Annotated in this window: 11 protein-coding genes; all 11 read left to right on the top strand. The window is 34.8% G+C overall.

Features of this window, described 5'->3' with window-relative positions:
- The gene (rseP, locus tag EPK97_RS01070) at nucleotides 1-1,272 is read left to right on the top strand and encodes an RIP metalloprotease RseP (protein ID WP_276609459.1); all 1,272 of its coding nucleotides are present in this window, start codon (nucleotides 1-3) and stop codon (nucleotides 1,270-1,272) included.
- 19 nt (nucleotides 1,273-1,291) lie between these two features.
- Nucleotides 1,292-2,740 (top strand): proline--tRNA ligase, encoded by a 1,449-nt coding sequence (gene proS / locus EPK97_RS01065; RefSeq protein WP_162034744.1) that lies wholly within the window; start codon nucleotides 1,292-1,294, stop codon nucleotides 2,738-2,740.
- 64 nt (nucleotides 2,741-2,804) lie between these two features.
- On the top strand, nucleotides 2,805-7,166 hold the full coding sequence (locus EPK97_RS01060) for a PolC-type DNA polymerase III (protein WP_162034742.1): 4,362 nt from the start codon (nucleotides 2,805-2,807) through the stop codon (nucleotides 7,164-7,166).
- Between the two features lie 142 nt (nucleotides 7,167-7,308).
- Nucleotides 7,309-7,764 (top strand): ribosome maturation factor RimP, encoded by a 456-nt coding sequence (gene rimP, locus EPK97_RS01055; RefSeq protein ID WP_338075632.1) that lies wholly within the window; start codon nucleotides 7,309-7,311, stop codon nucleotides 7,762-7,764.
- Nucleotides 7,765-7,880: 116 nt separating this feature from the next.
- Nucleotides 7,881-8,975, top strand: a complete 1,095-nt coding sequence (nusA, locus tag EPK97_RS01050) for a transcription termination factor NusA (RefSeq protein ID WP_162034740.1) — start codon at nucleotides 7,881-7,883, stop codon at nucleotides 8,973-8,975.
- A gap of 24 nt (nucleotides 8,976-8,999) precedes the next feature.
- Nucleotides 9,000-9,287, top strand: a complete 288-nt coding sequence (rnpM, locus tag EPK97_RS01045) for an RNase P modulator RnpM (RefSeq protein ID WP_162034738.1) — start codon at nucleotides 9,000-9,002, stop codon at nucleotides 9,285-9,287.
- Nucleotides 9,274-9,588 carry a YlxQ family RNA-binding protein gene (locus EPK97_RS01040; protein ID WP_420826762.1) on the top strand — a complete coding sequence of 105 codons (315 nt, stop codon included), beginning with the start codon at nucleotides 9,274-9,276 and terminating at the stop codon, nucleotides 9,586-9,588. The genes rnpM and EPK97_RS01040 overlap by 14 nt, the downstream gene beginning before the upstream one ends.
- Nucleotides 9,589-9,644: 56 nt before the next feature.
- Nucleotides 9,645-11,879 (top strand): translation initiation factor IF-2, encoded by a 2,235-nt coding sequence (gene infB / locus EPK97_RS01035; protein WP_240903681.1) that lies wholly within the window; start codon nucleotides 9,645-9,647, stop codon nucleotides 11,877-11,879.
- 4 nt (nucleotides 11,880-11,883) lie between these two features.
- Nucleotides 11,884-12,237, top strand: coding sequence for a 30S ribosome-binding factor RbfA (gene rbfA / locus EPK97_RS01030; protein ID WP_162034735.1), 354 nt, complete (start codon nucleotides 11,884-11,886; stop codon nucleotides 12,235-12,237).
- Entirely contained in the window at nucleotides 12,234-13,220 is a 987-nt protein-coding gene (locus tag EPK97_RS01025; protein ID WP_162034734.1) for a DHH family phosphoesterase, read from the top strand. Before rbfA ends, EPK97_RS01025 begins: the two co-directional genes overlap by 4 nt.
- Nucleotides 13,217-14,140 (top strand): tRNA pseudouridine(55) synthase TruB, encoded by a 924-nt coding sequence (gene truB, locus EPK97_RS01020; RefSeq protein ID WP_162034733.1) that lies wholly within the window; start codon nucleotides 13,217-13,219, stop codon nucleotides 14,138-14,140. The genes EPK97_RS01025 and truB overlap by 4 nt, the downstream gene beginning before the upstream one ends.
- The last annotated feature ends 15 nt before the right edge of the window (nucleotides 14,141-14,155 follow it).

Genomic DNA, 14,155 nt, shown 5'->3' with positions numbered 1-14,155 from the left:
TTGACTGTAGAAGTGATTATTATTGCTCTTCTCATGTTCTTTTTATTAGTAGGTATTCATGAGTGGGGGCATTTTTACTTTGCGAAACGAGTAGGTATTCTAGTCAGAGAATTTGCAATCGGATTTGGTCCAAAGCTACTATCTGTAAAAAGAAATGAAACTCGATATACATTTCGTTTACTACCGATGGGTGGTTATGTACGAATGGCTGGTGAGGATCCAGAAATCGTTCAAATTAACCCTGGTCAAACCATTGCAGTTAAAATAGAAAATGATAAAGTAACTCATATTTATTTAGATCAATTAGATCAAAGAACTGATGTGATTCAAGGGACTGTTGAAAGCATTGATCTTGAGCATAAATTAAATATCAAATTAGATGTTGATGGTGAACTGCAAGATTTAGATGTACATGAAAAAGCAATGATGGAGACAAAAGGGAAAGAGACTCAAATCGCTCCATGGAATCGTCAATTTGGAAGTAAAACGATTGCTCAGAGAGCACTAGTCATTGTAGCTGGACCAGTAATGAATTTTATTCTTGCTTTTTTCTTATTTATAACTTTTATTTATATGAGTGGAATACCTATTGAAAATCCGACTCATTTGCAGGTAGGTACGGTAGTGAGTGATTCCCCGGCTGAAACAGCGGGATTAGAATCAAATGATCTAATTATAGAAGTGAATGGTGAGACGATTGGAACAGACAATGAGAAATTACTCACTCTAATTTCACAATCAGCCGACCAACCCATGAATTGGACTGTATCTCGTGCTCAGTCTGAAATTCAACTTCAGGTCACTCCGAAACCCGATGAAGCAGGTAGTGGAAAAGTTGGAATATCTATTCAACTAGAAAAAAGAAGCCCTGATTCCATCGTTGAAGGTATCACATATTCTTCTAAAACGATGTGGAACGTTACGGAACAAATATTCATCAGTTTAAAAATGTTGGTTACCTTGCAATTTTCGTTAGATGATTTAGGAGGACCTATACGTATTACTGAAATGACAGGTGAAGCGGTTAGTTATGGTGTGGATACATTAGTTGGGTTTGTGGCGATGATTAGTTTATATTTAGGAATTTTCAATTTACTCCCATTTCCAGCTTTGGACGGAAGCCGCTTAATGTTTTTCGGAATTGAAGCTGTGCGTGGAAAACCTGTCGATCCAAATCGGGAGAGTATGGTTCACTTTATCGGTTTTGCTGTACTAATGTTACTTATGATTGCAGTTACTTATAACGATATATTAAGATTGTTTAAAGGTTAATTATTTCGGGAGGTTTATTATGTCTAAGGACAAAAAAATGGTGAGAGAAATTACGCCTCAACAAGAGGATTTTTCTAGATGGTATATTGATGTGATTAAAAAAGCAGATTTGATGGATTATTCTCCAGTCAGAGGGTGTATCGTTTTTAAACCTGAAGGGTTTGAGATTTGGGAGATGATGCAAAAGGAGCTTGATTCTAAATTTAAAGAAACTGGGCATCGAAATGCATATTTTCCTCTTTTTATTCCTGAAAGCTTTTTTCAAAAAGAAAAAGAACATGTTGAAGGTTTTAATCCAGAATTACCTTGGGTTACAGAAGCTGCAGGTGAACAATTAGAAGAGCGTTTGGCGATCAGACCAACTTCAGAAACGATGATCGGACACATGTATTCAAAATGGATCCAATCTTATAGAGATCTTCCTGTATTAATTAATCAATGGGCGAATGTAGTTCGCTGGGAGAAACGAACACTTCCGTTTTTAAGAACGAGCGAGTTTTTATGGCAGGAAGGACATACTGCACACGAAACTGAAGAGGAAGCTAGAGCAGAGACCATGCAAATGTTAGATATTTATCGTGAATTTGTAGAGGACTTTTTAAGCATACCTGTAATCGTAGGTCAGAAAACGCCATCGGAAAAATTTGCCGGAGCTATAGATACTTTTTCTATTGAAGCGATGATGAAAGATGGAAAAGCAGTTCAAGCTGGTACGTCTCACTATTTAGGTACTAATTTTTCCCAAGCATTTGATATTCAATATTTAGATCGTGATAATAAACAGCAGCATGCTTATACGACATCTTGGGGTGTAAGCACAAGATTAATAGGTGCAATGATTATGGTTCATGGAGATGACAAAGGGTTAGTTGTACCTCCTAAAGTAGCACCAACTCAAGTGATTATGATTCCAATTGGTCCAGCAAAGAAAAGAGAAGAAGTAACAAATAAAAGTATGGAATTAATGAATGGGTTAAAACAAGCTGGTGTAAGAGTACGTATTGATACACGTACAGATCAAAGTCCTGGATGGAAGTTTAATGAGTATGAAATGAGAGGGGTTCCAATTAGAATTGAACTTGGACCTCGTGATATGGAAAAAGGACAAGTTGTTCTTGTATCTAGAATTTCTGGGGAAAAGAAGTTTGTACCTCAAGATCAGTTAAATGAAGAAGTATCAAAAATGTTGGATGAGATTCAAAAACAAATGTACGATAATGCAAAAAGTTTTATGGACTCACATTTTAGCTCGGTGGAAAACATTGATGAAATGAAATCTGCTATGGAAAAACAAAGAGGTTTTGTATTAGCAGGTTGGTGCGGTTCTGAAGCTTGCGAACATCAAGTGAAAGAGGAGACAGGTGCAACAAGCAGAAATATCCCAACGGTTGTAACTGAACATAAAGGCAAATGTTTGGTTTGTGAAGAACCTGCAAAACATACTGTTGTATTTGGAAAATCCTATTAACTTATCATTCATAATAAGGAAGCATTAACATTATTGAAAGTTTCATAACAAGCCAGATATAAAGATGAAGAATCTATGTCTGGCTTGTTGCAATTGGGAGGGGAACATTATAAATAGTATACATAATCAAGAAAAAAGAATACGGTTTGAATTGTTGATGAAACAGGCAGAAATTCCACAGGAAATTGTGAATTCTTATTTTTCTGATGGATTTATCGAAAAGGTAATTTGCAATCGACATCATAATGATTGGAATATTCATATTATCAAAGATCATATGATCCCACAAAAAGTTTATAGACAATTTTGTAAACAAATTCAAAAAAAATTCGCCCATATTGCAAAAATTCGGTTTAACTTTTGTTTTTCTAATTCTATTACAAACCAAGAGTTAGTCTCTGAGTATTGGGGACTATTTCTAGATTGGATTCAAAAAGAACAAACATCAGTAAATGGTTGGTTTAGTAAAGCAAAGGTTGAAGTGAATGATCAAACGATCAATGTTTCTTTATTAGATGAAACAGGTATAGAATTGGCAAAGAAGAAGAAATTGGATGAGAGCATCAAACAATTTTTTATTGATTTTTTTTCTAGAAACTTCTCTATTAACTTCTCTGTTGATATGAATAGAATTGAGGAATACGATCGTTTTGCCGAGAAATTAGAAGAAGAAGAGCGATCTGCAACTCAAGCTATATTGGATTCAGCACCAAGAGAGATTGAAAAAGAAATCCCTGAAGGAGAACTGGTGCTTTTACTTGGGAAAAAGATAGATGAACCATCTGTTCCGATTCAACAAATTACGGATGAAGAGAAAAAAACGGTCATCCAAGGAACAGTCCTCAATTTAGAAATGAGGGAACTTAAAACAGGTACGACTTTAACTCAATTTATACTAACTGATTTTACAGACTCTATTAAAGTCAAAATATTTACAAAGAAAAAGGAAGATGTAAAAAAATTATCATTGTTAAAAAATGGAGTATGGATAAAATTAAGAGGGAAAGTTGAATATGATACCTTTCTTCCCGTGCATGAATTGACGATGATTCCAATGGATTTGAATGAAATCGTTGCTCCAGCTAATTTCGAACGCAAGGATCATGAGAAGGAAAAACGTGTTGAATTCCATCTTCATAGCAATATGAGTACAATGGATGGGATTACTTCCATCGGTGATTATATAAAAACTGCAGCTAAGTGGGGTCATAAAGCGATTGCTGTAACTGACCATGGTAATGTACAAGCGTTTCCGGAAGCTTTTTGGACAGCGAGTAAAAACAATATAAAAATGATTTATGGGGTAGAGGCGAATGTTGTTAATGATGCGATTCCAATTGCGCTGAACCCTTTCAATGTTTCTTTGCAAGATGCTACTTATGTCATTTTTGACTTGGAGACCACTGGTCTTTCCGTTACAAATCATAATATCATCGAAATTGCTGGAGTGAAGGTCAAAAACGGGGAAGAAATAGAGAGATTTACCTCTTTTGTGAACCCGCATGAAAAAATACCATATAACATAAGTCAATTGACGAATATTACGGATGATATGGTTGTAGATGCGCCAGATCTTAAAGATGTCTTTCCTAAATTTATTCAGTTTATAGGGGATGCTATTTTAGTAGCTCATAATGCTAGATTTGATGCAGGATTTGTTCAAGCAGCATGTGAGAAATGTGGATTGGAACAGGCAGATAATGCAGTTATAGATACTTTAGAACTGGCTAGGTTTCTTTTTCCAAATTTTAAAAACCATAGATTAAATACATTAGCTGATAAATTAAAAGTAAGTTTAGACAATCATCACAGAGCGATTGATGACACCATTGCACTACAACATATTTTTGTACATTTACTAAAGGAATTAAAACAAAGAGATATTACGAATGTAATCCAACTTAATGACTATGCTGGGCTGGATCTTTCTAAAGCAAGACCTTTCCATTGTTGTATTTATGCTGTGAATCTGGTAGGAAAGAAAAATTTATATAAATTAATTTCATTATCACACACTGAACATTTTAGTAGAGTTGCAACGATTCCAAAAAGTGTTTTAATCGATAATAGAGAAGGTTTAATCATTTCCTCGGGTTGTGAAAAAGGTGAATTATTCGAAACCATATTAAATAAATCGCCTGCTGAAGCAGAGGAAGTAGCCCAATTTTATGACGTTTTAGAAATACAGCCAATTGGCGTAAATCAACATCTTATAGACAAAGGTTTAGTAACACATCGCTTGCATCTAGAGGAAGCAAACCAAAGAATATGTAATCTAGGAGAAAAATTGAATAAACCTGTGATCGCTACAGGTAATGTTCATTATCTTAAACCTAGAGAGAAAATAAACAGAGATATTACGATTCACGGTATTACAGGTTATAGTCCACTAAAGGATTTGGAAAAACCCGATGTGCATTTTAGAACAACGACTGAAATGTTAGCTGAGTTTGAACATCTTGGAGAAGAAAAAGCCTATGAAGTTGTTGTAAAAAATACAAATGATTTGGCAGATCGCTTTGAAGATATTGAGTTGTTTCCTAGCAAACCGTTTTTCCCAGTCATTGAAGGGGCTGATGAGGAAATAAGAAATACATGTTATGCAACAGCTAAGGAAATATATGGTGAGGAACTGCCTGAAATTGTTATAGAACGATTAGAGAAGGAACTTGTTCCTATCATCAAAGCAGGATTTGCAGCTTTGTATTTAATTTCAGAAAAATTGGTTAAAAAATCGAATCGAGATGGTTACTTAGTTGGATCTCGGGGGTCTGTAGGATCTTCCGTTGTAGCTATGATGTTAGGTATTTCTGAGGTCAACCCGTTACCTCCTCATTATTTGTGTAAAACGTGTAAACATAATGAGTGGTTTACGGATGGAAGTGTTCGCAGTGGATTTGATATTGAAGATAAAACTTGTCCAAAATGTGATGGTTTGTTAAAGGGAGATGGTCAGGATATCCCATTTGAAACGTTTTTGGGATTTAAAGGAGATAAAGTTCCCGATATTGACTTGAATTTCTCTGGAGAATATCAGCCTAATGCTCATCATTATACAAAGGTGCTTTTTGGAGAAGAAAATGTTTATCGTGCTGGGACAATTGGTACTGTGGCAGATAAAACAGCATTTGGATATGTGAAAAAATATGAAGAAGATAAATTAAAAAGCTGGAGAAATGCTGAGGTAGTAAGATTAAGTACAGGATGCACGGGAGTGAAACGAAGTACTGGACAGCATCCAGGAGGAATTGTTGTTGTTCCTGATTATATAGACGTTGAAGATATTACACCGGTTCAATTTCCCGCTGACGATACATCAGCTGATTGGAAAACAACCCATTTTGATTATCATGCTTTTGATGCTAACTTATTGAAGTTAGATATTCTAGGGCATGATGATCCAACAATGATGAGAATGTTACAGGATTTAACGGAGGTGGATCCAACTTCCATTCCTATGAATGATCCTAAAATCATGAGCGTATTTAACTCAACAGATGCATTAAATGTTACACCTGATCAAATAAAATCTCCTGTAGGGACATTTGGTGTTCCTGAAATGGGCACTAAATTTGTAAGACAAATGTTAAAGGAAACAAAACCTTCAACCTTTGCTGATTTATTGCAAATCTCAGGTCTTTCTCATGGAACGGGGGTTTGGTTAGGAAATGCGCAGGAACTTATTAAAAACAATACGTGTACGATCAAAACGGTAATTGGTTGTAGAGATGACATCATGTTATATTTAATTTATAAGGGTGGTTTGGAGGCAGGTCTTGCATTTCAAATTACTGAAAGTGTTCGTAAAGGGAAGGGTTTAAAGGATGAATGGATCGCTACGATGAAAGAGCACAAAATACCGCAATGGTATATTGATTCATGTTTGAGAATTGAGTATATGTTTCCAAAGGCCCATGCGGCTGCTTATGTTATTTCTGCTGTAAGAACTGTTTACTTTAAAGTTCATTATCCAATTGCATTTTATGCGACTTACTTTTCTGTTCGAACAGAGGATTTTGATGTTGATGTATTTTGTCAAGGGTACAATTCAATTCTGAGAAAATTAAACGAAATTGAAGAATTGGGTTTTAAAGCAACTGCAAAAGAAAAAAGTATGATCTCGATTTTAGAAATGGCTTTAGAGATGACTGCTCGTGGTTTTTCATTTAAAGGCATTAACTTATATCGATCAGATGCTGAAAAGTATATAATAGATGGTGATTCTTTAATCCCTCCATTTTCTGCGATTCAAGGAATTGGTGTGAATGCTGCTAAAAACATCGTTGAAGCTAGAGAGGGTGGCGAGTTTTTATCTATTGAAGATTTTAGGCAACGTTCTAAAGTGTCTAAAACGGTTGTTGAAACATTAAATGGATTTGGTTGTTTCAATGGTTTACCAGAGACGAACCAGCTATCATTATTTTAGTACAGACCTTGTAAGGAATTTCACAATATGATATAATTTACTCATAATTGAGATAGCGATTTCGAGAAGAGTGGGGGAAACCCACTCTTTGCCTTTTATTTAAAGGATTTATCGCATTGATTTAGGGGGTTCAAAGTTTAAAGTGAGCAAAATAAAAGGTCTTGTTCAAGATATGATACAAAACTTTATCGAAGAAGAAGGATATGAATTAGTTGATATAGAGTATGTCAAAGAAGGTGAGAATAGATACCTACGTATTTATGTTGATAAGGACGGAGGTATTGATATTGATGATTGTGGTCGTATCAGTGAATATATAAGTCAAAAGTTAGATGAATCTGACCCAATAACAGAAGCTTACATTCTTGAAGTCTCTTCACCTGGTGCTGAACGTCCATTAAAAAAGGCAAAGGACTTTGAAAATGCTGTGAATAAAAATGTCTTTATTACTACATACGAATCCATTGATGGATTAAAGGAATTTGAAGGAGAATTGATTTCTTTCCAAAATGAAATGATCGAAATAAAACAAGTAAAAAAGACTCATCAAATACCACTAAATAAAGTTGCAAGTGCCAGACTTGCTGTACTTTTTTAAATATGAGATGTTGTTCAAACTTCTGTATATTCACACAATCTTCTCTGTACTGAAAAACGGAAATTTTTGAACACAGATTATTAGCTTGATTTTTTGAAAGGAGGGACTAGTTTCAAATGAATGCAGAGTTTATTGAAGCTCTAACTGAAATCGAAAGAGAAAAAGGGATTAGCAAGGAGGTATTAATTGATGCTCTTGAAGCGGCATTAATTTCAAGTTACAAACGTAATTATACCGCACAAAATGTAAGAGTGGATATTAATCAACAAACAGGCGTAATTAAAGTTTTTGCAAGAAAGACAGTTGTAGAAGAAGTGCTAGATCCAAGATTGGAAATCTCCATCGATGCGGCACGATCTATTAATGCAAATTACCATTTAGATGATATCGTTGAAATAGAAGTCACACCGAGAGATTTTGGTCGTATTGCAGCACAAACAGCTAAACAGGTCGTGACTCAAAGGATTCGTGAAGCTGAAAGAGGACTTATATTTAATGAATTCATTGATAAAGAAGAAGATATCATAACGGGCATCGTAGAAAGAATGGATCCAAGAAATATATATATTAATCTAGGTAGAGTAGAAGGTTTATTACCCCTAAATGAGATTATGCCAACTGAAAAATTCCAACAAGGTGATCGCATTAAAGCTTTCATCACAAAAGTTGAAAATTCAACTAAGGGTCCTTTAATTATGCTGTCAAGAACTCACCCTGGTTTATTAAAAAGATTATTTGAACTAGAGGTGCCAGAAATCTATGACGGAATCGTAGAAATTCGTTCTGTAGCAAGAGAAGCAGGTTATCGATCTAAAATCGCAGTGTATTCCCCTAACCCCGATGTTGATTCAGTAGGTGCCTGTGTAGGACAAAAAGGAATGCGAGTCCAAACCATAGTAGATGAATTAAAAGGTGAAAGAATTGATATTGTTTATTGGTCTGAAGATATTAGTGAATATGTTGCTAATGCATTAAGTCCATCTAAAGTTCTTGAGGTACAAATATTAGAAGAAGATAAAATGTGTAGAGTGATCGTGCCAGATTTTCAATTGTCACTTGCTATAGGGATCAAGGGTCAGAATGCAAGACTTGCTGCTAAATTAACGGGTTGGAAAATAGATATCAAAAGTGAATCACAAGCTTTTGAGCAGTTTGGTAGACCGAAAGAAGGCAGCGATCTACCACAAGAAGATTTTCTATCATTTGAGTAAATTCTCATGAAATAAGGTGATTTTATGCGAAATCGAAAAATTCCTATGAGAAAATGTGTTGCTTGCCAGGAAATGAAAACTAAAAAAGAGCTAGTTCGAATCGTTAGGTCCCCAGAAAATGAAGTGATCATTGATTCAACAGGTAAAAAGTCTGGTAGAGGGGCTTATTTATGTAAAACAGTAAGTTGCTCACAATTAGCTATGAAAAATAATTCACTTGACAGAGCATTAAAACATCAAGTCGACCGGGAAATATATGAGCAGTTAGAATTAAACTTCACGAAAATAGAGGAACATGATGGAAAAAAATAACAAGATATTATCGTATATAGGTCTTGCAAAACGAGCTGGTAAATGCTTGTCTGGTGAGGAGAAAGTATTAAACAAGATTCGATCTAATGAAGCAAAATTAGTTATCATTGCGAGTGATGCTTCTGATAATACTTCTAAGAAATTTAAGGATAAGTGCAGTTCTTATCATGTTCCACTCATCCAATATAATAATCGCTCTCAATTAGGTCAAAGTCTAGGAGAAGCAGAACGTGTTGTGATTGCAATTACTGATGATGGTTTTGTAAAAATGATCATGAATTGTATGGAAAAAGAGATGTGAGGTGAAGAGTATTGAGTAAAAAATTTAGAGTTTATGAATATGCTAAGTCCATAAACATGAGTAGTAAAGAAATTATTACAATTTTGAAAAAAATGGATATCGCAGTAAATAATCACATGAGTGTGATTGAAGATGAATCCATCAAAAAAGTTGAACAATTTTTCCGTAACATTAAGGAAAATGCTGCAGAAAAGAAATCAGCAAATGATGCTCCAGAAAAAGCTGATCTTCATCAAGATAAGAGAAAATCTTCAAAGCAAACTGAGAAACAAAACAAACAAGTCACAAATAATGATAAAAAGGAACATGTAATGAAAAAAACACAAACATCTGAGATAAATAAAAGTAAGCAACCCAACCAATCAACTAAACAGGCTTCCACTAACACAAGTGGTCAAAACAGAAGAAACGATAGTTCATCAAAAAATTTCAAACCTTCACAGAGAAGAAATCAACCAAATTCTAGAGGGTATAAAAATTATAAGGGTAAGAACAAGAGATATCAAAACAGCAATGTAGAAGTAAAGGAGAAAATTGATAATACACCTAAAAAGATCATTGTTAGAGGAAACATGTCTGTAGGTGAATTAGCTAAGCTTTTGCATAAAGATGTTTCTGAAGTGATTAAAAAATTATTATTTCTTGGGGTTATGGCTAATATTAACCAAGAGATTGATTTAGATACAATTCAACTTATTGCAGATGAGTACAAAGTTGAAGTAGATGTCAGACTCCCAGTAGAAGAGGACGAGTTCGAAATTGAGGAAGTAGATGATGAAAAAGATTTAAAAGAACGACCTGCTGTAGTGACAATCATGGGACATGTTGATCACGGAAAAACAACTCTTTTAGACGCCATCAGAAAAACAAAAGTCACTGAAGGAGAAGCGGGTGGTATCACACAACATATTGGTGCTTATCAAGTAGAAAGAAATGATAAAAAGATCACTTTCCTTGATACCCCTGGTCATGAAGCTTTTACAACAATGAGAGCTAGAGGTTCAAAAATAACGGATATCACGATCTTAGTTGTTGCAGCAGATGATGGAGTTATGCCACAAACAGTTGAAGCCATTAATCATGCGAAAGCTGCAGAGGTTCCAATTATTGTTGCAGTGAATAAAATAGATAAACCAGAAGCAAATCCTGATAAAATTAAACAAGAGCTTACAGAGTACAATCTAGTACCTGAAGAATGGGGCGGAGACACCATATTCGTAAATGTGTCCGCAAAACAAGGTGAAGGTTTAGATGAACTTTTAGAAATGATTTTACTTGTAACAGAAGTTGAAGAACTTAAAGCAAATCCTAATAAAAGAGCAAGAGGTACTGTAATTGAAGCGGAGCTTGATAAAGGAAGAGGACCTGTTGCCAGAGTACTTGTTCAACAAGGGACTTTGGAAATCGGAAATGTTTTTGTAGCGGGTGTATGTTTTGGTCGCGTAAGAGCCATGGTAAATGATAAGGGAAGAAGAATTAAAGTGGCAGGTCCATCTACCCCTGTAGAATTAACAGGTCTAACAGAAGTACCACAAGCTGGAGATCCTTTCATCGTGTTTGAAGAAGAAAAGAAAGCTAAGGCCATTGCGGATAAAAGAGCAAACGAAGTAAGACAACAGGAAATGAATGTGAACACCCGCATTACTTTAGATGATTTATTCAAACATATTCAAGAAGGAGAAATGAAGGAACTTCCTGTGATTATTAAAGCAGATGTACAAGGATCTGCTGAAGCATTAAAAGGCTCATTAGAAAAAATCAATGTTGAAGGTGTAAGGGTGAAGATCATTCATACTGGAGCTGGAGCGATTACTGAATCAGATATTATTTTGGCTTCTGCTTCAAACGCCATTATTATTGGATTCAATGTTAGACCTGATCCTAGGGCCATCGCAACTGCAGAACAAGAGCAGGTAGATGTGCGTTTACACCGTATCATCTATAATGCAATTGAAGAAATTGAAAGTGCGATGAAAGGGATGTTAGATCCTGAATTTAAAGAAGTCGTAATTGGGCATGCTGAAGTGAGAAATATATTTAAAAACAGTAAAGTTGGTAAAATTGCTGGGTGCATGGTAACTTCTGGTAAAATGTCTCGTAATGCTGAAGTTCGTTTAATTAGAGAGGGTATCGTAGTTCACGAAGGACAGCTTGATTCCCTTAAACGTTTTAAAGATGATGCTAAAGAGGTTGCTCAAGGTTATGAGTGTGGATTAACAATAGAGAACTATAGTGATCTCAAAGAAGGGGATATTGTTGAAGCATTCGTAATGGAAACTGTCGAGAGGTGATCATATGGCCAAAATAAGAGTAGGTCGAATTGGAGAGCAGATCAAAAAAGAGCTCAGTTTGATTCTCCAAACTGAAATTAAAGACCCGAGAGTTGGTTTTGTTACAGTTACAGGTGTGGAAGTGACAAATGACTTATCCCAAGCAAAAGTGTATTTAAGCATTTTTGGTAGTGAAAAGGAAAAAGATGATTCTTTACAGGGTTTATCTAAGGCAAGTGGATATATTCGTTCTGAATTAGGGAAAAGAATTCGCCTTAGACATATACCTGAATTGATATTCAAAATCGACTCCTCTATTGAATACGGTAATCGTATTGAAGAGATGTTAAGAGATATGAATAAGGATGCTAATGTATGAGTGTTCTTTTAGATGAAGGTGTATTATCTGATATACAGAATTTTATTCAAAATCATGATGTTTTTTTAGTTGTATCCCATGTTCAACCAGACGGAGATGCGATTAGCTCAACTTGTGCGATGGGATTGATTTTACAACATTTAAACAAGAAATTTGTCATGTTGAATGAAAATGAAATCCCCAAAAAGTTCCATTTGTTACAAGGAGCAAAACAAATACAGCAATATTCATCAACGAAATTAAGTCATCCTTATAAATATGTTATTTCTGTTGATTGTGCAGATTTTTCAAGAATGGGTAAAGTAGCTCAAACATTTTCGGATGATGTTCAAATTTTAAACATTGATCATCATCCTACAAATGATGGTTTTGGGATCCTTAATTTCATTCAGGAAACATCAGCTTCTACGACTGAAGTTTTAAATGATATTATTGAATTTCTTAACATTCCTTGGACTAAAGAACTTGCAGAATGTGTATATGCTGGGTTGCTTACAGATACGGGTGGATTCAGATATTCTAATACGACACCAAAAGTAATGAAATTGGCATCCAAGTTATTGGAACAAGGCGTTAATGCCAATCATTTTGCTGAAGAATTGTTAGAAAAGTTCACCCTATCACATCTTGCGCTTTTGGAAAAATCACTTTCCACTTTAAATTTTGCTAATAACAAACAAATTGCTTGGATGACTGTCACAATAGAAGATATAAAACAATCCAAGGCTTCTTCAGATGATCTTGAGGGTCTTATAAATATTCCAAGAAATATTTATGGGGTTGAGGTTGGAGTATTATTCAAACAAGTCAATGAGAATCAAGTGAAGATAAGTTTTCGTTCAGCTGGAAAAGTAAATGTGGCAGAAGTAGCTCAATTTTTTAATGGGGGCGGACATATATTAGCTTCTGGTGCATTGGTTGAAGGACAAATTGAAACTGTTATTAAAAATGTAATACAAGAGTTGGAGAAAAAAATTTCATGAATGTTGAAGGCATTTTACCTGTTTTAAAACCAAAAGGTTGGACATCACATGATGTTGTTGCAAAAGTAAGGGGAATTTTAAGAATAAAAAGAATTGGTCATACAGGTACGCTGGATCCAGAAGTTACAGGGGTTTTACCTTTATGTATTGGAAAGGCTACCAGAGTCGTTGAGTACATCCAGCTTTTACCTAAGGAATATGAAGTGATTTTGAAATTGGGCATTTCAACAGACACTGAAGACATGACGGGTAAAGTGACTGAACAATTAGAGCAGGTGAAGGTCACCAGGGATCAAATTGAAAGTACGATAAACACTTTCATTGGTGATATTCAACAGATACCTCCAATGTATTCTGCAGTAAAAATCAAAGGGAAAAAATTATATGAATTAGCTAGAAAAGGTGAAGAAGTCGAAAGAAAACCTAGAGCAGTTACGATACATAAAATTGATTTGCTTCACTTTAATTTGGATCTACAGTATCCAGAAATTAAGTTTAGAGTATTATGCTCCAAAGGAACGTATATTCGAACATTATGTGTAGACATAGGAAGGGAGTTAAATCTCCCAGCGACAATGCTTTCTTTAGTTCGAACTGCAACCGGAAACATTGATTTAGACCAATGTTTGTCCATAGATGAAATTCAAAAATTGGTTGATGAGAATGATCTAAATCACAAATTAATATCAATCGATCAATCTATCCACCATTTTTCAAGTTTTATTATAAAAGATACACAATTGCAAAATGCACGTTTTGGAAAAAGGTTAAATTTTTCAGATTTAAAGTCCAAACCCGAATCAGATAACGATCTCATTCGGTTATATTCAGAAAATAATGTATTTATTGGTATTTATAAATTAGACCACATCAATCAAATGGTCATTCCAAACAAGCTGTTTTTAAACAATCATTCTTAAGGATCGTTAATTAAT

Origin of the sequence: Chengkuizengella sediminis (assembly GCF_010078385.1) — a bacterium.
Lineage (GTDB): Bacteria > Bacillota > Bacilli > Paenibacillales > KCTC-33759 > Chengkuizengella > Chengkuizengella sediminis.
The sequence above is the reverse complement of the archived record's forward strand: the minus strand, read 5'-3'. Positions and strand labels throughout refer to the sequence as shown.